This window comes from Methylobacterium sp. TK31 (assembly GCF_055361545.1).
The window spans coordinates 3,676,538-3,699,384 of sequence record NZ_CM143964.1 but is presented as its reverse complement, the minus strand read 5'-3'; the positions used below and the strand labels follow the sequence as shown (position 1 = coordinate 3,699,384).

Below are 22,847 nucleotides of genomic sequence, written 5' to 3'. Positions count from 1 at the left end.
TCTCCTGGGAGCGAACGCCCTACCGGTCGGGCGCAGGCGGTCTATAACACCGCCTGCCGGGCGCGCTCGTCGTCCGGACCGGTCTGCCGTGCCGCGGTCCCCAGGCGCACGGACTGGTCGAGGGGCGGCTGCCCCGTCACCCGAGCTGAGGCGTTCGGCCGATGAGTACGTACCGCTTCGAGGCGCTGGTTGCCCCGCGCGTGATCGCCCTGGCCGGCCTCGGGTCGGGGCTGGACGGGCTCGCCGAGGCTGTCCTGGCCAATCTGCACCGCGGCGGCTTTTCCGGGCCGATCCACCGGCTCGGTCCGGACACGGCCGCCGGAATGCTCCCGGGCTTCGCCGATCTGCCGGAGGCGCCGGACCTCGTGGTCCTGGCGACGCCCGCTGCGGAGATTCCCGACGGGGTCGCGCAGGCCGGTGCGCGCGGCGCGGCCAGCGCCGTCATCCTGACGCCGGACGTCAGCGACACCGTCTGCGAAGCGGCCCGGGCGGAGGCCCGCCGCCATGGCCTGCGCCTCCTCGGGCCCGGCAGCATCGGTTTGTCCGTTCCGGGCGCCCATCTCGATGCGAGCCTTCTCGCCCGGGCGCCGAAGGTCGGTGACCTGGCCCTGGTCTCGCAATCGGGCACGGTCGCCGCCGGGATCGTCGAATGGGCGGCGCGCCGGGACGTCGGCTTCTCGGCGGTGCTCTCCCTCGGCATCGCCTGCGATATCGACGTGGCGGACTGCCTCGACCATTTCGCCGCCGATCTGCGGACCCGGGCGATCCTGCTCTCCCTCGACGCGGTGGTGGATGCGCGCAAGTTCATGTCGGCGGCGCGGGCCGCTGCGCGCGCCAAGCCGGTGGTGGTCCTGCGGGCGGGGCGGTACCGGGCGCCGACCCGGCACGCCGCAACCCATACGGGCGCGCTCGCCCGGCCCGATACGGTCTACGAGGCCGCCTTCCGGCGCGCCGGCCTGCTCTCGGTCGAGAGCCTGGATGCGATGTTCTCCGCCGTCGAGACCCTCGGGCGCCAGCGTCCCTTCCCGGGTCACCGCCTCGCGATCCTCGGCAACGGGCGCGGCATCGGTGCCCTGGCGGCCGACCGGCTCGCCGATCGCGGCGGCACCCTGGCGGCGGCCGGCACGCTCGGCAACCCCGTGGATCTCGGGGTCGCCGCCGGACCGACGCACTATGCCGAGGCCCTCGCCCCGCTGCTGGCGGACCCCGGCAACGACGCGGTCCTGGCCGTGCACGTGCCGACGGCGCGCTCGGACGGCACCGAGGTCGCCGCCGCGATCGCCGACACCGTCACCCGGGTCCGCCGCACCGGCGCACGCAAGAAGCCGGTCTTCGCCGTTACGATCGGCGAGGAGACTGAGGCCGTCGGCCGTCTGGCCGCCGCCGGCATCCCGCGCTTCTCCACCGACGACGCGGCCGTCGAGGGTTTCCTGCACCTCGTGCGCTATCGCGAGGCGCAGGACGACCTGATGCGCACGCCGGATTCGCTGCCGCGCGACTTCTCGCCGGATGTCGAGGCGGCCCGTGCCTTGGTCGCGCGGGCGGTGGCCGAGGGCCAGACCTGGCTCGATCCGGTGGCGGTGGCCGACCTCCTCGCCGCCTACCGCATCGACAGCGTGCCCCTGACGCTCGCCCCCGACATCGATGCCGCCGCGACGGCCGCTTGGCCCGTCATCGCCCAGGGGGGTGCGGTGGCCCTCAAGGTCGTCTCGCCGGACATCGTGCACAAGTCGGACATCGGTGGCGTGCGCCTCGACCTCACCAGCGAGGCCGACGTACGCGCAGCGGCGGCCGACATCCTGGCACGGGCCCGCCGGCTGGCGCCGGAGGCGCGGATCACCGGTTTCGCGGTCCAGCCCATGATCCGGCGCGGCAAGCAGCGCGAGCTGATCGCGGGGCTCGCCGAGGACCCGACCTTCGGGCCCGTGGTGGTGTTCGGGCGCGGCGGCACCGCGGTGGAGGTCATCGACGACCGGGCCCTCGGCCTGCCGCCCCTCGACCTTCGCCTCGCCTCCGAGTTGATCGACCGCACCCGCGTCGCCCGGCGCCTCGCGGCCTACCGCGACGTTCCGGCAGTGAACCGGCACGCGGTCGCCCTGGTCCTCGTGAAGCTGGCGCAGCTCGCGGCCGACTGCCCCGAGGTGCGCGAGCTCGACATCAACCCCCTCCTGGCGGACGAGACCGGCGCGCTCGCCCTCGATGCCCGCGTGATGGTGGCGCCCGAAGCCGCGACCGGCCGGCGGGCCCGGGGCACCTACCATCCGCGCTTCGCGATCCGGCCCTATCCGGTGGAGTGGGAACGCACCCTCCATCTCCGAGGCGAGACCATCACGGTGCGCCCGGTGCGGCCGGAGGACGAGTCCCTGTTCCTCACCTTCTTCCAATCGGTCAGCGCCGAGGACCTGCGCCTGCGCTTCTTCGCGCCGGTGCGGGACTTCAACCACGCCTTCCTCGCCAAGCTCACCCAGCTCGACTACGCCCGCGCCATCGCCTTCGTGGCCATCGATGCCGCCACCGGGACGATGCTCGGCGCCGTGCGGCTCCACGCCGATGCCAATCACGAGAGCGGCGAATACGCGATCCTGATCCAAGGCGACCGCAAGGGTACCGGCCTCGGCCATGCCCTGATGAGTCTGATGATCGACTGGGCCCGCATCGAGGGGCTCTCCCGGGTGGAGGGGACGGTGCTGCGCGAGAACCGGCCCATGCTCGCGGTCTGCCGCCAGCTCGGCTTCACCGCCCGGCCGGACAAGGAGGATGGCGGCGTGATCAAGGTCTCGCTCGCCTTGTAGCGCATCCGCCCGGTCCGTTTTCCCAGTGGGGGGCCCATACAGGTCCATGCGATGACACAGGAGACGAGCGCGAGGGCGGCCAGATTGTTGCAGGACAAGCGATCCTAGCGGGTCGCGACGCGGCGCCAATTCTTGAGACGGCCGGACCAGCGTTCGATCCGATTGCGCCGCCGATATGCCATTCGGCTATGCATGCAGGGCGCCGGGCACCGTCCAGATCGCCGTGGACTGTGCGTCCGAGAGCCGGAACAGATCCGTCGTCGCGGCCGCCGTGCTGCGAATGGCGGTCTTGAATCACACGGTCATAGCGCTCGCAACGCTTTGGTTCGGTTTACATCCTCGCGGCTCGAACAGGCTCACAGGTGGATACGACAGGGTCGATACCGCGCCGGCAAAACAGTCGCGCCCTTCGACGGATAGCTATATTGCATCATGGCAATCGAAGTTTACCATTTATATTAAAATTAGTCGAAAATCATAAGGAATAATTTATTCTACTTCGTATTGGTGTGAATTTTGTCCGCTCAAGACACATGCTCAGTGAGGCTCTTAGCCAATCGGTGGCTACGGCGCCGTTCGAGAGCAGGATCGATGTCGAAGCATTTCAATCTCGCTTGGGAAGCACTGGTCGCCCATTTCGGCGCTGAGCGGATCAATGGGATCGCCAGTTCGCGGCGTCAGTTCGGCGCTCACCTCCTTCCCGACCTTCAGGCGGCTACGACCGCGCTGACAGCCCCATTCGCGCCTATCTTGGTGGGTGTTCATCAGCTCTACGACCAACTCCCGCTCACGATCTCGAGCCTCCTGGTTCGCGGTGGGCAGTTCGAGGTCGCTGTCACGCCGCTTCAGTATCAGGACATGGACGTCGGAGAGGCAGAAACCTTCGCCGCTCTGAACAACGGGCTATGGTTGTTTCAGGTGGAAGATCGCCCGATTGCCGTCTTGCTGTCGCAGTACACCAAGCCTTTGATGGGGTCGTTCGCCCAAGTTGAAATTGCGACGCTGTCCGATCCCGCCTCGATTGCGTTCTCGCGCAGCTTTCTCACCTCCGTCCAAGCGGCTGGCGCGACATCGACGCTCTACCGCGGGAAAGTCCTCTCCTTTGAAGCAGCCTCTGGTTACTCCGGCATGCGTGCCGCCATGCAGGTCCATAAGCTGCCGCCCGTCACCCGCGATGCCGTCGTCCTTGATGATGCAACGATGGCTCGACTCGACCGTCACGTCTTCGAGTTTGATCGTCATCGCAAGGAGCTGAACAAACTCGGTCAATCCACCCGCAAAGGCTTGCTGCTCTATGGCCCACCCGGCACCGGCAAGACCCATGTCATTCGCTATATCGCGTCCAACCTGCCCGAACGCACCACGGTGCTGATCACCGCAGAAGAGGTAAGGAACCTCACCCAGTATATGCTGCTCGCCAGAACCTTGCAGCCGAGCATCGTCGTTCTGGAAGACGTCGACCTCGTGGGGCGTTCTCGCGAGGGCATGAACAGCCCGAACACGGAAGTCCTGCTCAACCGGTTACTCAACGAGATGGATGGTCTGCGCGATGATGCCGACGTGCTGTTCATCCTGACGACCAACCGGCCCGATGACATCGAGGAGGCGCTGGCCTCCCGACCGGGGCGCGTGGACGAAGCGATCGAGATTGCCAATCCCGACCCCCTATGCAGGGGACGCCTCGTTGCTCTGTACGGTTCGGCGCTCGCTTTCGAGGAGGGGGCGATCGATGACTTCGTGGTGCGGTTGGAAGGGGCAAGCGCAGCCTTCGTGAAGGAGATGGTTCGCCGCCTCGCTCAAACCGCTTTGGCGGGTGGCAAGGGCAACAGGATCAGCTGCGAAGAGGTCGCCCTGGTCCTCGGTGAGGCCACCCAAGCCGACGCTCGGATCGGTCGCCGGATCATCGGACTCCCCGATACGGCACCGCGCCGAGATGGCAGAAAGGCGCCAGCCTTCGATGGGTGTGGCGAGGATCTGTAGTGCCATTCGCCCAGCGTCTCGCTGCCGGTAGAGGAACAGGATATCGAGCGAGGTCGTAATCGGAAGAAATCTCTCAGGAGTTGTATGTTTGGCGCACATATACAGCTCCGATCAAATTTTTAGTTTCCTGAAGCGGATAGGGCGAATCTCTCATTTGGCATTCGTCCGCACCGGTGAGCGGGCGTTGCTTTGGTTCAGAGCAGACCCTGAAATTCGCTTCACGCCTTCCCGGCGATCCGCCGGACTCCGCCGGGATCGGCGCTGGCGCTGAACTGCGACGGAGTCATCCCGTAATGCTGCCGGAACAGGCGGCTGAGCTGGGCCGCACTCCGGAACCCGACTTCCTCGGCCAGCACCGCGATCGGGTGCGGCTGGGCCGGTGCGCTGAGGGCCGCCCGGATCCGCTCGAGGCGGAGCGAGCGGATGAAGGACTCGACCCCGCCCACCGTCTGGAACACCGCGAACAGCTTCGAGCGGGAGGCGCCGATGCTGCGTGCCACCTCGGCCGCGCTCAGGTTCGGATTGCGGAGATTCGCCTCGATATAGAGGCAGGCCTTCTGGAACAACCGGGCCGGATCGCTGAGCGAGGTGCCGTGCCCGAGGGCGGTGGTGACGGCCTGGGCCATCAGCGTCGCGGTCTGGGCCACGGTCTCGGCATCGAGGGCGGACAGGTGCGGCAGGCGCTCGCGCATCCGCAGCAGGTGCGTGGTGTAGGAGGAGGCGACGTCGGGTGGGATGACGAGGCCGTGGATGCGATCCAGCGGACCGAACCAGCGCCGGGCGAAGGCGCGCGGCATGCCGACGAAGTTTCGCCGCTGGCGCGGAATGCCCTGGGCGTCGCGGATGATCGTCGGGCGGGAGAAATCGATCACGTAGACCGAGCCGGGTCCGGTCCGTACCTCCCGGCCGTCGAAATTGCCGATGATGTCGCCGGTCTCGACATGCTGCAGGACGATGCCGTCGAGGCCGTCGTAACCGAGCTTCTGCGCCGGCCGATGAAAGACGAACGGAACGCCGTCCATGAAATGAAACCGCAGGTGCTCGGACCAGAAGCTGGAAATCTCCACGTGGAACGGCTCGACCAAGGGCGTCACCAGGGCCGAGCTGGCGAACATCAGCTGGTAGACCTGCGCAGCGTCTTCCACGGGGTAGTCGCGGCTGGAGAAATGCACCCGCCGCAGGGGGAACGTCCCGGCCGCAGCCTGTTGGTCCAAGAGCGATGCGTGCAAGGCCGGGTTCACGACGATGGGGCGTGGGGTCGAAATCATTAAGGATATCGGCGTCGTCCGGTTCCGCCGCGATCGCGGGATCGATGCGCCGACGCTACCCCGTCGGCGCGGCCGGAGAACGGGAACGGGGAGCTGATATTGCTCGACTTTCGAGCATGATCACGGGCGGAAATAACGAATCCGAACCCGTCGCCACAGCTGTTTTTTCCGTCGAATCTCGGAAATTGCGGCGCCTGATTTGACTTTCGATTTGCTAATCGGCCGCTGAGCGCGTACAGATGAAATATCAACTCAACGGCAGAACCCCGGTGGCGCGGTTTCGTGATGAAATCGCGCGCCAGATTCTTATGTTTCGTGTTGATGACGGAGACGGCCGCGCATGATCGCGTGGACCTCCGGTAGATGAAGCCCGCAAGGGCAAAGGAATACGATGGCTGTCGGTACTGTTAAGTGGTTCAACGAGACTAAGGGTTTCGGTTTCATCCAGCCGGATAACGGCGGAAGCGACGTGTTCGTGCACATCTCGGCCGTCGAGCGCGCCGGCATGCGCGGCCTCGCGGAAGGCCAGAAGGTCTCCTACGAGATGGAAACCGACAAGCGCAGCGGCAAGCAGTCCGCCGGCAGCCTCCAGACCGTCTGATCATGGCGGGCTCCCGCGTGGGGCCCGACCTGTTTCGAGAGCCGCTTCCCGGATGGGAGGCGGCTTGCTTGTGTTCTGAGACCCGATTCCAGGGGAGCGCGCCGATGGCGGCCTCCCGCATGACAGGATCCTGTGTGAGCCAATTCAACCCGAACTCGATGACCGACCGCCTCAAGGCCGCGACCGAAGCCCGCGCCGCAGCGCTGGCCCGCTTCCGCGACCGACCGGCGGCGGATGATCCGGTCGTGCTCGCCCGCAAGGCAGAGCGGGCCCAGATCGCCCGGGAGCGCGAGATCCGCGTGGCGGCCCGCGAGCAGGCCCGGCTCGAGGCCGAGGCTCAGCGTGCCGCCGAGGCCGAGGCCGACCGCGAGCGCCAGGCTGCCGAGGAAATTCGCGCCGCCGAGGAGAGGGTGGCCCAGGCCGCTGCCGCCCGCCTGGAGCAGAAAGCCCAGCGCGACGCCCGCTACGCCGCCCGCAAGGCCAAGGCCCGCCGCTGAGCGCCGTGCGTCGCTGACCTCGTCCGTCGCCGGGATGCCGCGACGCCGCGGCGGGTTCGGTGCGCATCCGTGCGACGGCGCGTCCCACGGGACGGGCCCGCATCATCGGAACCGCCGGCACCGGCGGAACCAGCCTCGGCGCGACGTCCGTCCGCCGGACCTCCACCGAGGAGACAACCACCATGTCCCACAAGTTCAAGATCGGCCAGCGCGTGCGCCGCGCCCAGATCGGCTACACCGCCCCGAAGTCCGACATCACGGACGTGTTCGAGATCGTCCGCCTCGTTCCCGAAGACCAGACCGGAGAGCCGTTCTACCGCATCAAGTCCGGCAGCAGCGAGCGTGCTGTGCGCGAGGGCGAGATCACCGAGGCCTGAGCGGCGGCGGCTCCGCGCGCCCGGCGCGGAGCGCACGCTCCACTGCGATCGGAAGGCCGCGGCCTTCCCTCTCGGGCATGAGGGGGGAGGCCGTTCGCGTCAGCTCAGCACCACCACGCGGGACCCGATCTCGACGCGGCCGTAGAGGTCGATGACGTCTTGGTTGATCATCCGGATGCAGCCCGACGAGACGCTCTTGCCGATCGACTCTGGCTCCAGGGTGCCGTGGATGCGGTAGAGGGTGTCCTTGTTGCCCTGCCACAGATAATGCGCCCGCGCGCCCAGGGGGTTGTGCGCGCCGCCGGGCACGCCGAGGCCGCTCTGGAGCTGCGAGACGGAGCGCGCCAGCTTCGGCGTACGCGCGATCATCTCCTTGGGCGGGTACCAGTCCGGCCACATCTGCTTCGAGTTCACCGTCGAGGCGCCGGACCACGAGAAGCCCTGCTTGCCGACGCCGACACCGTAGCGCCGCGCCCGGCCGTTTGGCTGGACCAGGAACAGGTGGTGGGCGCGCGGATCGATCACGATCGTGCCCGGGGTCTCCGAGCCCGTATACGCGACCTCCTGGCGGAGGAAGGACGGGTTCGCCTTGCGCCAGTTGAAGGCATAGACCGGGAAGGGCTCGTCGGTGATCGCCGCGTAGGCGCGGTTGAAGTCGATCGGGCCGTTGTCGACGGGCTTGGCCGGAGCGGCCTGCTGGGCGGAGGCCGGCGGGACCTGCCGCGGAGCGTAGAGATCCGCATCCGGATCGTCCGCCACGGCGGCGCGGCCGCGCTGGCTCCGGACCGGGTCGAGATCACGCTCGGAGCCACGCTCGGAATAGGGCACGTACTGGCCGCCCCGGCGCCGGTAGAGCCGCCCGTTCTCGTCGCGATAGAGGCGCTCGTCGTCGTAGGGACCGTCGCCGTCGATGGCGCCGCCGAAGAGGCCACGCCCCTGCGCGAGGGCGGACCCGACGGGGGTGAGGAGCGCGAGGCTCGTCGTCGCCCCGGAAAGAAGCGTGCGGCGGGTCGTCTGGGACATGGGACGGTGCTCGGGAAGTCGTCGGAGAAGGGGCGTTCAAGCCCGGGCCTAGCAAGTCGAAGCAGGTCCGTCACGCCATGTGGACGTAGGGCAGCCCTGCAGCGGCGCTAAAGTTTGCGGGCGATGCAGTCCGGGCACAATCACGGGCTCCAGAAACCATTCGGAAATGCTTTCGGAGGCGAAGGTGAATACCCCGGCAGCGCGCTTTCACCATGTCGGCGAAAAAACGGCGGCCGGTGCCGCGATCCGGTTGTTGGCCGGTTGCAAAACGCCGGGCCGTGCCGACATAGGTTGACACCCGCAAATCCCTCCTCTCGAAATCATGGAACGCGACCCGTGCCGGTCCCTCCGCGTCCCCGTAACCGCGCGCCCCACCTGGCGCTCGCGGCGTTGCTGCTGGTCGCCCTGGTGCCGGCGGAGGGGCAGGCCGCCCGCAGCCGGACGGCGCGCCCGTCCGAGCCCGCCGCTCCGGTGACGAGCTGGACGTCCACCGAGCCCGAGAACCCCGTCTGCCAGCGCACCCGGCGCAAGCTCTGGCAGGGCGAGGAGGGCTGGGTCGTGCGCAGCGTCACGGTCTGCCGGTGAAGGCACGGCGCGATCCAGGTCGTGCAAAACCGGGTTGCGCGAAATTGATGATCGACGGGCGGTTGAATGTAGGACAATCGCGCGCGCAGGAGTAAAGCTGGTCGGGCCAGACGTCGGTTCGTGGATCGGGTTCGTGGATCGACGGCCTCGGTCGTCGGCGAGGCGCATCGGCCGGAGTGTGGCCGGAGGAACGATTGAATAGGACCGGCGACGCGCCCGAGACGGGACCGGAAGCCCTCGCGCGCTACGATATCCTGGACACCGCGCCTGAGGATGCGTTCGAGGACATCGTCTCGCTGGCCTCGCGGCTGCTGGAGATGCCGGTCTCCCTGGTCTCCCTGGTGGATGGCGACCGCCAGTGGTTCAAGGCCCGCATCGGGTTTCCGCGCTCCGAGACCGCCCTGACGGAATCGATCTGCGCCCATGCGGTGGGGCATGACGGGCTCTTCGTCATTCCCGATACCACCCGCGACCCGCGCACGGCCGCGAATCCCCTCGTCACCGGCGCGCCGCACGTGCGCTTCTATGCCGGCATGCCCCTGCGCACGCCGGAGGGGGTAGCCCTCGGCACCCTGTGCGTGCTCGACGTCAGGCCGCGCGAACTGACCGAGGCGCAGGCCTTCATCCTGCGCACCCTGGCCGGCCGGGTAATGACCGAACTCGAGCTGCGCCGCGCCCTGAAGGAGCGCCGTGCGGCCGACCGGCACAACGCGGCGATCATCGGCAGCGCCATCGACTACGGCATCGTCGCCGTGGATCTCACCGGCGCGGTGACGAGCTGGAACGGAGGGGCCGAATGCGTCCTCGGCTGGAGCGAAGCCGAGATGCTGGGCCGGTCCGCCGACGTCATCTTCACGGCCGACGACCGGACCCGCGGCGTGCCCGAGCACGAGATGCGCCTCGCCCGCGAGCTCGGCCGGGCCAACGACGAGCGCTGGCACGTCCGCAAGGACGGTTCGCGGTTCTGGGGCATGGGCGAGATGATGCCGCTGCGGGACGACGCGGGCCGCCAGATCGGCTACCTCAAGATCCTGCGCGACCGCACCGCCCAGCGCCAGGCGGACGAGGCCCTGCGCAAGCAGACGGCCCTGCTCCAGACCGTCACCGACCATCTCAGCGAAGCGGTGGTCCGCCTGACCGAGGACGACGTCGTCACCTTCGCCAACCCCGCCGCCGAGGCGATGCTGGGCTGGCCGCGCGGCAGCCTGATCGGCCGCAACCTCCACGACACGGCCCATCACCACCATCCCGACGGCCGGCCGTTCCCGCGCGAGGATTGCGAGGTCGTGCGCTCCCTGCGCAGCGGCGTCGCCCTGCGCGACCGCGAGGCGACGTTCTTCCGCCAGGACGGATCGCGCATCGAGGTCATCACCAACAACGCGCCCATCGTGGAGGACGGCGTGGTGCAGGGCTCCGTCCTGACCCTCACCGACGTCACCGAGCGCAAGGCCGCCAACACCCGCCTGCGCCGGAGCGAGGAGCGCCTGAGTCTGGCGCTGAACGCCTCCGGCATGATCGGCACCTGGGACTGGGACCTGCGCGCGGACGTGGTCTACGCCGATCCGAACTTCGCGCGGATCTACACCGTCGATCCCGAGCGCGCCGCCCTCGGGGTGCCCCTGGCCGACTACATCCGCAACTTCCATCCCGACGACATGCCGCGGTTCCAGGAGGAACTCGACCGCCTCTTCGCGGGCGCCAAGGAATTCGCCTGCGAGTACCGCATCCTCCAGCCGGACGGCTCCCATCGCTGGGTGATCGCCCGCGGCAGCCTGGTGCGTGCCGCCGACGGGACGCCCCTGCGCTTCCCGGGCGCCTCGGTGGACATCACCGAGCGCAAGCGCGCCGAGGAGCGCCAGGCGGCCCTGGTCGAACTCGGCGAGCGCCTGCGGGAGTTGCAGGACCCCGGCGAAATCGCCTTCGTGGCGGCCGAGATCGCGGGCCGCACCCTCGGGCTGACCCGCGCCGCCTACGGCGTCCTCGACGATACGGGGATCTATCTGGACATCGTCCGCGACTGGACCGTGGCCGGCGCGGCGACCCTCGTCGGCCGCCACCACTACGCGGATTATGGCTCCTACCTGCCGGAACTGCGGCAGGGACAGGACGTGGTCATCGCGGACGTGGAGACCGACCCGCGCACCGCCGACCGGTCCGGGGCCTTCCGCGCCCTCGACGTCCGCACCGTGATCAACCTGCCGCTGATGGAGCGCGGGCAGCTCGTCGCGGTGTTCTGCCTGCACGATTCGAAGCGGCGCGACTGGAGCCCGGACATCCTCGACTTCGTGCGCAACGTCGTCGACCGCACCCGCGCCGCCGTGGCCCGCCTCCGTGCCGAGGAGCAGCAGGAGCTGGTCAACCGCGAACTCAGTCACCGCATGAAGAACCTGCTGGCCATGGTGCAGTCGATCGCGACCCAGACCATGCGCACGGCCGTCGACGTCGATACGGCGAAGGAGGTGCTCGCCGGCCGCCTCATCGCCCTGGGCCAGGCCCACGACCTGCTGATGGGCGGCGCCCTCGGCAGCACCCTGATCGGCCCGGTGGTGCGCGGGGCCCTCAAGCTGCACGAGGACCGCGACGGCCGCTTCCGCCTCGACGGGCCCGAACTCGAGATCGGCGCCAAGCCGGCCCTTTCACTGGCGCTGATGCTCCACGAACTCGCCACCAACGCCGCCAAGTACGGGGCGCTCTCCGAGGAGAACGGCCACGTGTCGATCCGCTGGGAAGTCCGCGACGAGGCCGGCGAGGCCAGCCTCGCCTTCTCCTGGGCCGAGATCGGCGGCCCGCCGGTGACGCGGCCGACGCGCAAGGGGTTCGGGTCGCGCTTCATCGAGCGCGGCCTCGCCGGACAGGTCGGCGGCACCATCGCCCTCGATTTCCCCGTCGACGGCGTCACCTGCGTCATCGCCGCCCCCCTGGCGGCCTTCCAGGCGGACGGCTGAGGGCCGGCGCCGGACCCGCGTCCTCAGCATCGTTTCTAGGCAGTGCCGCCTCGCGCGGCAGCCGGATGCCGTCGCGTTCGGCAGGCGGAGACCTGCCTCCGGGGCGGGCACGGCCGGGACGCCGCGTTCCGAATCTCTGGCACGTTCGGTGCTTGGCCCGGTCCGTCGCCGGTCGGCGACGCGCGGAGCAAAGGCGCTCCGCATGCGGACGGCGTGAGTCCGGATCCCTTGGCACGAACGGCCGCCCCGCGGCCGCGAACCTCGAGACGCACTCCATGGCCAGCTTCAAGACCGTGATGAAATCCGGTCATCCCCCGACCCTGTTCGCCGCCTTTCTGTACTTCGACTTCTGCTTCGCGATCTGGGTGCTCAACGGCGCCATGGGCCCGTTCATCACCGAGACCTACAAGCTGACCCCCGCCCAGACCGGGTTCATGATCTCGCTGCCGATCCTGGCGGGCGCGATCATGCGCTTCCCGCTCGGCGTGCTGGCCCAGTATATCGGCCGGAAGAACGCCGCCATCACCGAGATGACGGTGATCATGGTCGCCATGGCCTTCGGCTTCTTCTACGTGAACACCTACGACGAGGTGCTCGCCATGGGCGTGCTCCTGGGCATCGCCGGCGCCTCCTTCGGCGTCGCCCTGTCCCTCGGCTCGGGCTGGTTCCCCAAGGAGCACAAGGGCCTCGCCATGGGCATCGCGGGCGCCGGCAATTCCGGCACCGTGCTCGCCGTGCTGTTCGCGCCGCCCCTGGCCCAGGCCTATGGCTGGCAGACCGTCTACGGCTTCGCCGGCTGCGTCATGGCGATTCCGCTGATCGTGATGATCGTCTTCGCCAAGGAGCCGCCGGACGCCGAGCACCAGTCCTTCAAGGAGCACGTCTCCTGCCTGTTCCAGAAGGACGGCTGGGCCTTCAACCTCATCTACATCATCACCTTCGGCGGCTTCATCGGCCTGTCGAACTTCCTGCCGACCTTCTTCTACGAGCAGTTCGCCGTCACCAAGGTCGAGGCCGGCCGTCTGACCATGCTGGCGGCCCTGATGGGCTCCGGCATCCACGTCGTCGGCGGCTATTTCGCCGACCGGCTCGGCGGCATCCTGGTGCTGTCGGTGGTGCTCCTCGCCGCCGTGGGCTCGTTCCTGCTCCTCACGGCCTCGCCCTCGCTGGCACTGACCACGGCCCTGTTCATGCTGTGCTTCGCCGCCCTCGGGGCCGGCAACGGCGCCCTGTTCCAGCTCGTGCCCCTGCGCTGGCCCGCCAACACGGCGGTGGCCGGCTCGATGATCGGCGAGGTCGGGGCCCTCGGCGGCGCGATCCTGCCCAACGTGATGGGCCTGTCGAAGCAGTATACCGGCTCCTTCGCCCTCGGCTTCGTCGGCTATGCCGTCTTCGCCGCGCTGGTGCTGGTCTGCCTGCTGGTCTGGCAGCGCAAATGGGTCGGCACCTGGGTCGGCCCGCGCGGCAAGGTGCTGGCGCCGGCCACGCCCGAGCGTCCCGAGACGGGACGCCTCGATCCCCTGACCGCCTGAGCGAGGGGTCGCTCATCCGATCTCCTCGGCCACCAGCGCGAAGGTCAGGACATCCACCGCCGCCGCGCCGCCGCGCAGGAGCACCCGCGCCGCGGCGTTGGCCGTCGCGCCGGTGGTCATCACGTCGTCGATGAGGAGGATGCGGCGGCCCTGCAGCCGGGGCCGCATCGCCTCCGGCACCCGGAAGGCCCCCTGGAGGTTCGTCGCCCGGGCCACCCGGCTCAGGCCGACCTGCGGGCGCGTCGCCTTCACGCGGGCGAGATAGGCCGCTTCGGCGGGCCGCCCGGCGATCCGGCCGACCCGCCGCGCCAGGAGCGCGGCCTGGTTGAAGCGGCGCCGCCACAACCGCCAGCGGTGCAGCGGCACCGGCACGAGGCAATCCGCCCGGGACAGGAGCTCCGCACCGGCGCCCGCCATCATGCCGGCGAGGACGGGTGCGAGGTCCAGGCGATCCTCGTATTTCAGGCGGTGAACGAGGTCGCGGGCGACGCCCTCGTAGAGCGCCACCGCCCGGGCCTGTCCGAAGACCGGCGGGTCCGCGATGGCCCGCGGGGAGAGCAGCGCGCCGGTGCCGTGGTCGACCGCGAAGGGCGTGCCGAACCGGGCGCAGCAGGGCTCCTCGATCAGGCGCAGGCCCGACCAGCAGCGAGCGCAGAGGGCGTGCGGATCGGCGATGGCGCCGCCGCAGCCCGGGCAGGTCGGCGGGTAGACCAGCGCGAGGGCACCGCGGAGCGCGGCACGGAGTCCGAGGGAGACGACGCGGGCGGCGGGGGCCATGACGGCCACCCTACCACCCGCATCGCGGCATTGCGATCTGTGATTGTGATCAGCGGGCCGGCTGCTGCGGCTGGGCCTGCTCGCGGTCGCGCTTGTTGGCCTGGTGGCGGCCTACGGCGCAGCCCGCCGCGGCGCCCAGCACGCCATGGCCCGCCACATGGCCGGCAAGGCCGCCGACGAGAGCGCCCTTGATGCAACCCTTGGCCTCGGCCCCGGTGGTGGCGAGGCTGATCCCCGCGAGGGTGAGGGCCGCGCCGAACAGGATGGACTTCATGGCGTCTGATCTCCTCGATTCATCGTCGAATCGCTGGCTCTCAACAGCGAGGGTCGGAATCACGTTCCGTCGCCGGTGCCGCTGGCGCGCGCGCTTCCGGCGCGCCATCTAGAATGTGATGACCGCGCCACCGCTGTTCGATACGGGCCTCGCCCGCCGCCGCCTCGCCCGTGCCCACCGGGCCGGCTATGCCGACTTCCTGCTGCGCCGGGTCGTCGACGATCTCGACGACCGCCTCGGGGCTGTGCTGCGGACCTTCTCCGAGGCCGTCGACCTCGGCACCCCGTCCGCCCTCGCCGCGCAGCGCCTGCGCGCCTCCGGCCGGGTCGGGCACCTCACCCGCCTCGCGCCCCGGGCGGAGGCCGGCGCGGTGCTGGCCGACCCCGAGGCCCTGCCGCTGGCACCGGGCCGGTTCGACCTCGCCGTCTCGCTCCTCGCCCTGCAGCACGTCAACGACCTGCCCGGCGCCCTGGCGCAGCTGCGCCGGACCCTGCGACCCGACGGGCTGTTCATCGGCTGTCTCCTCGGCGGCCGGACCCTGACGGAGCTGCGCCAGGTCTTCGGGCAGGCGGAGAGCGAGGTCGAGGGCGGCGTCAGCCCGCGGGTCGCCCCCTTCGCCGAGGTCCGCGAGATGGGCAGCCTGCTGCAGCGGGCCGGCTTCGCCCTGCCGGTCACCGATGTCGAGACCGTCACCGTGCGCTACCGCGACCCCTTCGCGCTGATGCACGACCTGCGCGCCATGGGGCTGACCAACGTTCTCGTCGACCGCCGCCGCACCCCCCTGCGCCGCGCCACGCTCCTGCGGGCCGCCGCCCTCTACGCCGAGCGCTTCGCCGATCCCGACGGGCGCCTGCGCGCCAGTTTCGAGATCCTGTGGCTCTCCGGCTGGGCCCCGCACGAGAGCCAGCAGAAGCCCCTGAAGCCCGGCAGCGCCCAGACGCGCCTCGCCGAGGCCCTGGGCACCACCGAACGCAAGCCCGAGGGACAGGATTCATGAGACAGCCCGGCCCCGACCATCCGATCACCCTCGCGCCGCATTCGGGCCGCCTGCGGCTCCGACTCGCCGGCACGCTCCTGGCCGAGACCGAGGCGGCCCTGGTCCTCACCGAGGCGAACTATCCGCCCGTGTTCTACGTCCCGCGGGCCGATGCGCGCTGGGCGCATTTCACCCCGAGCACCCGCCGCAGCCACTGCCCCTACAAGGGCGATGCCAGCTACTTCACGCTGACGACGCCGGAGGCCACCCGGCCGGATGCGGTCTGGAGCTACGAGACGCCCTATCCTGCGGTGGCCGCCATCGCCGGATACCTCGCCTTCTATCCCGACAAGATCGACCCGATCGAACAGGACTGAGGGCGCCCGTCCGTCAGTCCCGCACCTGGGACCAGAACGCGGCCTTGCGCCCGTGCAGCCGGCGCAGCGACGCGCGGTAGGCCTCAGGATCTTCCGTCAGGCCGTCGAGGGCTGCGAGGTAGCGGGCGGCGTGGCCGTAGGCGGCGCTGCGCCCGTGCTCCAGGATGGAATCGATGAGCAGGCGGTAGAGTTCGGCCGCGGCCTCGGGCTGCGTCCGCTCCAGGGCCTCGGCGGCGGGCGCCAGGACCTCGTAGCGGCTCCCGTCCCAGCTGCCGCCATGGGCCGCCACCAGGCGAGCCGCACGGGCCGGGTTCGGCCAGTGGATCAGGAAGGCGAGTGCCCGGTAGCGGTCCGGATGCGCCTGCGCATGGTCGAAGGCGCGCTCCAGGGCGTCGTCGTCCTCGAAGTCGGGCAATTTGGCGAGGTAGGCCCGTAGCATCGCGGGGTCGAGGCTGCGCCCGAAGGCGTCCCAGCGCAGGGCCTGCGCGGCCTCCGTCTGGCCGAGGCTCTCGAGGATGCGGATCTCCACGGCCTGGCGCGCCCGCTCCGGGGCATCGTGGTCGAAATGCCCTGTGAGCAGGGCCTCCCGGGTGACCACCACCGGACCGCGCTTCTGCGGCCGGCGGATCCAGGTCAGGGCCTCCGGTGCCCGGCCCGCCGCCAGCAGGCGCTCGGCGATCCGGACCCGATCCGGCTGCTCCGGGGACACCGACTGCTCGAAGGCGATGAAGGCGTCGACGTCGCCGACCCGGTCGGCCAGGGCCTGGCGCATCCGGACGAGGCGGCCGCGGGCGAGCTGCTCCGCCCAGGCCTTCTGGCCGCCGGTCCGGCCTTCGGACGTCGGGGGTGTGGCGTCCGCGAGGGCCGCGTCGAGGGGCGCCAGCGCTGCCTCGGGCAGCCGCGGAATGAGATCGTGCATCAGGGTTTCGACGAAGCCGTACCCGTCGGCGCCGAGGCGGGCCACCAGACCCGTCGCGACCCCGGCCGCCTCCTCCGCGGGCAGGTCGACGATCAGCGCGGCGGCCGCATCCGCCGCCCGTTCGAAGACGCCGTGAATGCGCCCGCTCGAATCGTCGGCGCGCGCCAGGACGTCGCCGGCGCCCCCGAGGAAGCGGATCAGCCGGTCCAGGGCCGCCCTCGGGTCCAGGGCGGCGAGCTCGGTCACCACCGTGGTGAGCATGGCGTCGAGGTCGGCCGCGAAGGCGCGCTGCTTCTGCCAGTCGATGTAGCCCTGGGCCCGCTCCAGGGCGGTGAGGCGCCGGTCGATCAGCGCCGCGATGACGTCCGGCCCCTGCAGGCTCGCCACCGCCGCGGTCACCAGCTTCTTGAAGGTCGGGTTGCGCGCCGTCTCGGACAGCACGAGGCCGATCAGGCGCTCCAGGCCGAGTTCGGTCAGGGACTCGGGGCTCGGCGTCGCTCTTCGCGATGGGCGCTTCGGCTTGGCTGCAACGGGTTTGCCGGCTCCGGATTTGCTGGCCTCGGAGCTGCCGGCTCCCGACTTGCCGGTTCCGGACTTGCCGGCTCCCGACTTGCCACCGACGGACGGCGGAACGGCGCCCGCTCGCGTTGCCGGTTTCGCCGCTGCCCTGCGTGCCATGCACCGCCCTCCCTCTCCCGACGGGGCGGGTCGCGCCGGACGGGATCCGCCTCTCGTACCAACGCCGATGGACCCCTTCCCAACTCCGATGAATCCTTCCGGACTGGCGGATCTGGGCTTCGCGCGAGCGGCGCGCGGGCTTGGCCGATACAGGCGCCGCTTCGATCCAGCCGGTGCCCGTATCAGAACTGGATCAGGGGCCGAGCAGATCCAGCAGGAACGGGATCAGCGGCGCGTCGGCCGGCGGCATCGGCTGGTCCTTGAGGTCGCGCGGGCGCACCCATTTCAGGGCCTGGCCCTCCATGGAGCGCGGCAGGCCCTCCCAGCGCCGGCAGATGTAGAGCGGCATCAGGAGGTGGAAGTCCGGATAGGCGTGGCTCGCGAAGGTAAGGGGTGCGAGGCAGGCCTCCTGCACGGTGATGCCGAGCTCCTCGGACAGCTCGCGGATCAGGGTCTCCTCCGGACGCTCGCCCGGATCGACCTTGCCGCCCGGGAACTCCCAGAGACCGGCGAGCTGCTTGCCCGGCGGGCGCTGAGCGAGCAGCACGCGCCCGTCGGCATCGACCAGCGCGACCGCGACCACGAGGAGGATGCGCAGGGGCGCAGGCGTCGCGGCGCTCACGGGGCGATCGCGAAGGTCGCGGCGACGTCGGCGGCGGTCTCGATGGTGCCGGCGACCAGGGGCACCGGTGTCCCGCCGCGCTTGACCCCCATCGGGGCGGGCGCCGCGAAGGCGACCGGCGAAGGCGCCGTAGTGGCCGGGGACTGGATCGACACCACCCGCCCGAGAGTGACGCCGGCCGCCTCGGCCAGGCGCTCGGCCTGGGCCCGCGCGTCCTTCATCGCGGCGCTGCGCATGGCGCTCTCGGCCGCTTCGGGATCGCGCAGGCCAAAGCCGACGCCGTCGATCCGGTTCGCGCCGCCGTCGAGGGCCCGGCGCATCAGGTCGCCGAGGCGTCCCATGTCGGACAGGCGCACCCGCACCGTGTTGCTGGCCCGGTAGCCGTCGGGCTTCTCGGTGAAGGTCCCATCGGCCTGGCGGACCGAGCGGGTGATGGGCTGCAAGGTCACGGCGGAGGTGCCGAGATCCGCCTCGGGCACCTGGAACTCGGCGGCCAGGACCAGGATCGCCTTGGCGGCGGTGCTGGCGCCGTCGAGGGCGACGGCCGGGGTCGCGCCCTTGGCCTCGACGCCGATCTCGACCGCGGCGAAGTCCGGCGCCACCTCGGAGCGGGCACGCCCGACGACGCTGATGCGGCCCTCGGCCGGCCCCATCCTGTCCTCGGCCCGGGCCTCGGCACCGGCGCCGAGCAGCGCCAGGGCGAGGAGGATGGCGGTGCCGGTGCGCCTCACGAGCGGTAATCCCCGTTGATCTCGATGTAGAGCTTGGTCAGGTCGCAGGTCCAGACGCGGGCGGTGCCCGCGCCGAGGCCGAGATCGACCCGCACGGTGATATCCGATTCGCGCATCACCGCGCTCGCCGCCGCCTCGCTGTAGTCCGGATCGCGGGCGCCTTCGGAGGCAACGCGCACGTCGCCGAACCAGATCGAGAGGCGGTCGCGGTCGGCCGGTTCGCCGGCCTTGCCCACCGCCATCACCACGCGGCCCCAGTTGGCGTCCTCGCCCGCGATGGCGGTCTTCACCAGGGGCGAGTTGGCGATCGACAGGGCGATGCGGTGGGCCGAGGCGTCGGAGGTCGCCCCCGTGATCCGAACGGTGACGAACTTGCGGGCTCCCTCGCCATCCCGGGCGACGAGCTGGGCCAGCTCCACCAGCAGGTCGTCGAGGGCGGCGCGGAACGCGGAGAGACGCGGATCGTCGGCGCTCGCGATCGCGGCGTTGCCGGCCGTGCCCGTCGCGAACAGCATCAGGGTGTCGGAGGTGGAGGTGTCGCTGTCGACCGTCACGCAGTTGAAGCTCGTGGCCGTGCCGGCGCTGAGCAGGCCCTGGAGCACGTCCTGGGGCAGGGCGGCGTCGGTGAAGACGAAGCTCAGCATCGTCGCCATGTCGGGCGCGATCATGCCGGCGCCCTTGGCGATGCCGTTGAGCGTGACGGTGACGCCGTCGATCGTGGCCCGGCGGGTGGCGAGCTTGGGGAAGGTGTCGGTGGTCATGATCGCCTGGGCGGCGGCGGCCCAAGCTTCCGCGCCGTCCTGGGTCCGGCCGGCGCAGTCGGCGAGCACGCCCTCGAACTTGCTGGCGTCCAGGGGCTCGCCGATGACGCCCGTCGAGGCGATGAAGACCTCCTCCGGCCGGCACTGCGCGGCCTCGGCGGCGATCCGGGCCGTCAGCGCCACGGCCTCGCGTCCGCGCAGGCCCGTGAAGGCGTTGGCGTTGCCGGAATTGACCACGAGGGCGCGGGCCCCCGCGCTGCCCAGCGCCTCGCGGCACCAGTCCACCGGGGCGGAGGGGCATTTCGAACGGGTGAACACGCCGGCGGCCTGCGTGCCCGCGGCGAGGGCCACGTAGAGCACGTCCGTGCGGCCCGAATACCGGATGCCGGCCTGGGCGGTCGCGAGCCCGACGCCGCGAATCGCCGGCAGCTGCGGTTGCGTCCGGGGCGCCAGCGGCGAGACGGGGGGGCTCTTGGCAGACGACATCGACAGGGTCTCCGGATCTCTGCGGGCCGTCTCGGGCGCGCGGCGAGGCCGGTGTTGCCCCGCCCGCGCGGTCTCCGTCAACCGCGACGACCGTCATCCGTCCGTCGCATCGGGGCCGTGGGTGCTGAGCCCTTGCGCATCAGGCACTTGCCGCATCCGACGCCGCTCTGCTGCAGCGCGGCATCGCGGCGTTCGGGCGGGGAACCGGACGGGCGCGCGGCAAGGCCACGCGCAAATCCACCGCCGATCCGGGATGAGATCCGGATCGCGTCGGGCAAGAGGGGTCGGGCAAGAGGGGTCGGGCGAGAGGGGTCGGGCGAGAGGGGGCGTGCAAGAGGGCTTGTCTGCGCGAGCGAACGTGACATAGCATGCTGCGACGCACAGTTTCCGAGGTGATCGGCACGCATGTCCAGGCGCCAGGGGGGAGTCTCGACGATGGAAAGACCGACTTCGCCATGTGGCGCCTACGGCGTCCAGGTCCTGATCGCCGGTCGCCAGAAGCATTGGCGCGACGAAGTCTCCTCTCAGATCCGGCGGGCGGGTTTCGCCGCCACCACGGTGGATTGCGGCGTCGATGCCATGACGGTCCTGGCCCTGGGCCTGCCCGTCGATGTGCTCGTCACCGACGTCAGCCTGCAGGGCAAGCTCTGCTGCCAGAGACTGGCCCTGGAAGCCCGCGCGCTCCGGCCCGACCTGCGCATCGTCTTCGCCAGCGATCTCGAATCGCTCGCGAGCGAGGAAGACCCGACGCAGTGGCTCGAGGAGCTGTTCGACACGCAGTTCCCGGACGACCGCGACGGCCTGGTCGCGGTTCGGCGCATCGACAACGTCGCCAGCACGGTCTGGGACGCGCTGCGCAGCCCGGCCTGACCCGAACCGCCAGCGCGACGCCCGGTCTCCGACATCCACCTCCACCGCCGGGATCGACCGGTGATGTCCTCCGGCCCCGCTCGGCGCGCCGGATAGCGCACCGACGTGACGGTTGTCTGACGGTCCGGCGCGGATGACCGGCATGCGGGTCCGAAACACGAAAGCCTTCGCATCTCTGCGAAGGCTTTCGTCGGCCGGATCACCGAGCCCCGATGATCGAGGCTCGGTCAATGTGTTTTGGTCACTGTGCCTTGGGGGCGTCGGCCGGCTTCGTCTCGGTGCTCGTCTTGCCGTCCGTATTCGGCTTGGCCTTGCCGAGATAGACGTATTCGGGCGCGGCGCGGAGCTGGTCCTTGTTGGTGTCGATCGTCGCCTTCAGGGTGGCGTCGTCGACGCGCACCAGCTTCAGGGCGCTCGGATCGATCGCGACGTACTTCGTGCCGATGCCGAGGAAGCCGCCGACGCCGACCACCCAGGACTTCACGGTGTTCTTCTCGTCGAGCACCACGTCGGCGATCTCGCCGATGGTCTCGTTGGCGCCGTTCTGGATGGTGAGGCCGACGAGCTTCGAGGTGACCATGTCGCTCTTGTTCTGCACCACGAAGGTGGGGCGCAGGTCGTTGGCGAGGGTCGCGGGCGCGGCCTGGACCGGTGCCGACGACGAGCCGGCGGGCGCGGCGGCATCCGGCGACTGAGCGAGGGCGAGGGTGGCGCTGGCAGCGAGGAGAAGCGTGCCGAGCAACAGGCTGCGCATGGGCGAAGTCTTTCGAAAGGTCGAGCCGAAGGTCGAGCGATGGGGCGCCGTGATGGCACACGCTCAAGTTCAGGCCTCCGCGAAAGGTTCCCGCGATACGGCATGGTGAATGGACGAACGCCGCGCCGGCCTTAGGTTCCCGGGGACAGGGGCGGCGGAACCGGTCCGCGCGCCCGTCAGGGGTGCCGCTGCATGTCGAACGTCCTGTCGAACCGTTTGCCGCCCGAGACCGGGCTCTCGCTGCCCCGCCGCCACGCCCTGGCGGTCCTCGGCGGGGCGCTGGCCTGGGGCGTCCGCCCGGCCCTCGCCGATACCGTGAAGGCGGGTGCCTTCGCCTTCGAGAAGCCGGAGGGCGGTACCCTGCCGCTCTCGGCCTATGCCGGCCGGCCCATCCTGGTGGTCAACACCGCCACGGCCTGCGGCTATGCGGGCCAATTCACCGGGCTGCAGGGATTGTGGACCCGCTTCGGCGACCGGGGCCTCACCGTCATCGCGGTGCCGTCGCCGGATTTCGGCAACCAGGAGCCCCTGGACGGCGTCGCCATCGCGGAGGCCGCCCGCAGGAACCACGGCGTCACCTTCCCGGTCACCGCCAAGACCCATGTCCGGGGCCCGGCCGCGCATCCGTTCTACCGCTGGGCCGCCGCCGAGAAGCCCGGCAGCACACCGGGCTGGAACTTCCACAAGTACCTCGTCGACCGCGACGGCAGCCTGATCGGCGCCTTCCCGTCCTCGGTCGAGCCCAACGATCCGCGCATTGTCACCGCCGTCGCCAACGCGCTGCCCGCCGCCTGAGGCGTCAGCGCGAGATGTCCCGCGGCGGCCGCAGCGCCTCCGGCTTCTGCGGCGGGCGCCGGAGGCGCCGCGGCCGCTCACCCGCGCCGCGCACCGGCGGCGAGGCGTAGTTCGAGGCGAAGGGGTTGGCCGGCGTCCGCTCAGCGCTGCCGAACAGGCTGAACTCGGCCCGGGCGCCGCCCGCGTACAGCGTCGTCATCAGGAGGGCGAGAAGAAGGGGGCGCATG

The 22,847-nt window shown here is 70.4% G+C and carries 22 protein-coding genes; 12 read left to right on the top strand and 10 right to left on the bottom strand.

Features of this window, described 5'->3' with window-relative positions:
• Window positions 1-161 precede the first annotated feature (161 nt).
• Both ACXJY8_RS17165 and ACXJY8_RS17160 read left to right on the top strand, forming a co-directional pair.
• On the top strand, window positions 162-2,792 hold the full coding sequence (locus tag ACXJY8_RS17165; protein WP_463771104.1) for a bifunctional acetate--CoA ligase family protein/GNAT family N-acetyltransferase: 2,631 nt from the start codon (window positions 162-164) through the stop codon (window positions 2,790-2,792).
• Between the two features lie 591 nt (window positions 2,793-3,383).
• Complete coding sequence (locus ACXJY8_RS17160; protein ID WP_463771102.1) at window positions 3,384-4,772, top strand: AAA family ATPase; 1,389 nt, start codon at window positions 3,384-3,386, stop codon at window positions 4,770-4,772.
• Window positions 4,773-4,990: 218 nt separating this feature from the next.
• Here the strand turns inward: ACXJY8_RS17160 and ACXJY8_RS17155 are convergent, their stop codons facing one another.
• The gene (locus ACXJY8_RS17155) at window positions 4,991-5,917 is read right to left on the bottom strand and encodes a helix-turn-helix domain-containing protein (RefSeq protein WP_463771100.1); all 927 of its coding nucleotides are present in this window, start codon (window positions 5,915-5,917) and stop codon (window positions 4,991-4,993) included.
• A 514-nt stretch (window positions 5,918-6,431) separates the two neighbouring features.
• Here ACXJY8_RS17155 and ACXJY8_RS17150 point away from each other — a divergent pair.
• The 3 genes from ACXJY8_RS17150 (at window position 6,432) to ACXJY8_RS17140 (ending at window position 7,515) form a co-directional block, all read left to right on the top strand.
• Window positions 6,432-6,641: a cold-shock protein gene (locus ACXJY8_RS17150; protein WP_055947623.1), complete on the top strand. Its 210-nt coding sequence runs from the start codon at window positions 6,432-6,434 to the stop codon at window positions 6,639-6,641.
• A gap of 134 nt (window positions 6,642-6,775) precedes the next feature.
• On the top strand, window positions 6,776-7,138 hold the full coding sequence (locus ACXJY8_RS17145; RefSeq protein WP_463771097.1) for a DUF6481 family protein: 363 nt from the start codon (window positions 6,776-6,778) through the stop codon (window positions 7,136-7,138).
• Between the two features lie 182 nt (window positions 7,139-7,320).
• A complete protein-coding gene (locus ACXJY8_RS17140; protein ID WP_463771095.1) occupies window positions 7,321-7,515 on the top strand; it encodes a hypothetical protein in 195 nt (64 codons plus the stop codon).
• A 99-nt stretch (window positions 7,516-7,614) separates the two neighbouring features.
• On the opposite strand, the gene ACXJY8_RS17135 is transcribed toward ACXJY8_RS17140, so the two are convergent.
• A complete protein-coding gene (locus ACXJY8_RS17135; protein WP_463771093.1) occupies window positions 7,615-8,538 on the bottom strand; it encodes a L,D-transpeptidase in 924 nt (307 codons plus the stop codon).
• 336 nt (window positions 8,539-8,874) lie between these two features.
• Between ACXJY8_RS17135 and ACXJY8_RS17130 the strand changes: the two genes are divergently transcribed.
• The 3 genes from ACXJY8_RS17130 (at window position 8,875) to ACXJY8_RS17120 (ending at window position 13,600) form a co-directional block, all read left to right on the top strand.
• Complete coding sequence (locus tag ACXJY8_RS17130) at window positions 8,875-9,123, top strand: hypothetical protein (protein ID WP_463771090.1); 249 nt, start codon at window positions 8,875-8,877, stop codon at window positions 9,121-9,123.
• Window positions 9,124-9,317: 194 nt separating this feature from the next.
• The gene (locus tag ACXJY8_RS17125; RefSeq protein ID WP_463771088.1) at window positions 9,318-12,068 is read left to right on the top strand and encodes a PAS domain S-box protein; all 2,751 of its coding nucleotides are present in this window, start codon (window positions 9,318-9,320) and stop codon (window positions 12,066-12,068) included.
• Window positions 12,069-12,343: 275 nt separating this feature from the next.
• A complete protein-coding gene (locus ACXJY8_RS17120; RefSeq protein WP_463771086.1) occupies window positions 12,344-13,600 on the top strand; it encodes an MFS transporter in 1,257 nt (418 codons plus the stop codon).
• 12 nt (window positions 13,601-13,612) lie between these two features.
• On the opposite strand, the gene ACXJY8_RS17115 is transcribed toward ACXJY8_RS17120, so the two are convergent.
• Together ACXJY8_RS17115 and ACXJY8_RS17110 are read right to left on the bottom strand one after the other, a co-directional pair.
• Complete coding sequence (locus ACXJY8_RS17115; RefSeq protein ID WP_463771082.1) at window positions 13,613-14,377, bottom strand: ComF family protein; 765 nt, start codon at window positions 14,375-14,377, stop codon at window positions 13,613-13,615.
• A 49-nt stretch (window positions 14,378-14,426) separates the two neighbouring features.
• Window positions 14,427-14,651, bottom strand: coding sequence for a hypothetical protein (locus tag ACXJY8_RS17110; RefSeq protein WP_463771079.1), 225 nt, complete (start codon window positions 14,649-14,651; stop codon window positions 14,427-14,429).
• Between the two features lie 118 nt (window positions 14,652-14,769).
• Here ACXJY8_RS17110 and ACXJY8_RS17105 point away from each other — a divergent pair, with 118 nt between their 5' ends.
• Window positions 14,770-15,648: a methyltransferase domain-containing protein gene (locus tag ACXJY8_RS17105; RefSeq protein ID WP_463771077.1), complete on the top strand. Its 879-nt coding sequence runs from the start codon at window positions 14,770-14,772 to the stop codon at window positions 15,646-15,648.
• Window positions 15,645-16,004: a DUF427 domain-containing protein gene (locus tag ACXJY8_RS17100; protein WP_463771075.1), complete on the top strand. Its 360-nt coding sequence runs from the start codon at window positions 15,645-15,647 to the stop codon at window positions 16,002-16,004. The genes ACXJY8_RS17105 and ACXJY8_RS17100 overlap by 4 nt, the downstream gene beginning before the upstream one ends.
• 13 nt (window positions 16,005-16,017) lie before the next feature.
• Here ACXJY8_RS17100 and ACXJY8_RS17095 read toward each other — a convergent pair whose 3' ends face one another.
• The 4 genes from ACXJY8_RS17095 to argJ all read right to left on the bottom strand — a co-directional run bounded on the left by ACXJY8_RS17095 (window position 16,018) and on the right by argJ (window position 20,201).
• Window positions 16,018-17,601: a DUF6880 family protein gene (locus tag ACXJY8_RS17095; RefSeq protein WP_463771073.1), complete on the bottom strand. Its 1,584-nt coding sequence runs from the start codon at window positions 17,599-17,601 to the stop codon at window positions 16,018-16,020.
• A 193-nt stretch (window positions 17,602-17,794) separates the two neighbouring features.
• Window positions 17,795-18,223, bottom strand: a complete 429-nt coding sequence (mutT, locus tag ACXJY8_RS17090; protein WP_463771070.1) for an 8-oxo-dGTP diphosphatase MutT — start codon at window positions 18,221-18,223, stop codon at window positions 17,795-17,797.
• The gene (locus ACXJY8_RS17085; protein WP_463771066.1) at window positions 18,220-18,954 is read right to left on the bottom strand and encodes an SIMPL domain-containing protein; all 735 of its coding nucleotides are present in this window, start codon (window positions 18,952-18,954) and stop codon (window positions 18,220-18,222) included. The genes mutT and ACXJY8_RS17085 overlap by 4 nt, the downstream gene beginning before the upstream one ends.
• Window positions 18,951-20,201 (bottom strand): bifunctional glutamate N-acetyltransferase/amino-acid acetyltransferase ArgJ, encoded by a 1,251-nt coding sequence (gene argJ, locus ACXJY8_RS17080; protein WP_463771064.1) that lies wholly within the window; start codon window positions 20,199-20,201, stop codon window positions 18,951-18,953. Before argJ ends, ACXJY8_RS17085 begins: the two co-directional genes overlap by 4 nt.
• A 435-nt stretch (window positions 20,202-20,636) precedes the next feature.
• Here argJ and ACXJY8_RS17075 point away from each other — a divergent pair, with 435 nt between their 5' ends.
• On the top strand, window positions 20,637-21,071 hold the full coding sequence (locus tag ACXJY8_RS17075; RefSeq protein ID WP_463771062.1) for a response regulator: 435 nt from the start codon (window positions 20,637-20,639) through the stop codon (window positions 21,069-21,071).
• Between the two features lie 241 nt (window positions 21,072-21,312).
• On the opposite strand, the gene ACXJY8_RS17070 is transcribed toward ACXJY8_RS17075, so the two are convergent.
• Window positions 21,313-21,825 (bottom strand): PRC-barrel domain-containing protein, encoded by a 513-nt coding sequence (locus ACXJY8_RS17070; RefSeq protein WP_463771060.1) that lies wholly within the window; start codon window positions 21,823-21,825, stop codon window positions 21,313-21,315.
• A gap of 192 nt (window positions 21,826-22,017) precedes the next feature.
• Here ACXJY8_RS17070 and ACXJY8_RS17065 point away from each other — a divergent pair, with 192 nt between their 5' ends.
• Window positions 22,018-22,620 carry a glutathione peroxidase gene (locus ACXJY8_RS17065; RefSeq protein ID WP_463771058.1) on the top strand — a complete coding sequence of 201 codons (603 nt, stop codon included), beginning with the start codon at window positions 22,018-22,020 and terminating at the stop codon, window positions 22,618-22,620.
• 4 nt (window positions 22,621-22,624) lie between these two features.
• Here ACXJY8_RS17065 and ACXJY8_RS17060 read toward each other — a convergent pair whose 3' ends face one another.
• Window positions 22,625-22,846 (bottom strand): hypothetical protein, encoded by a 222-nt coding sequence (locus ACXJY8_RS17060; protein ID WP_463771056.1) that lies wholly within the window; start codon window positions 22,844-22,846, stop codon window positions 22,625-22,627.
• Window position 22,847 lies beyond the last annotated feature (1 nt).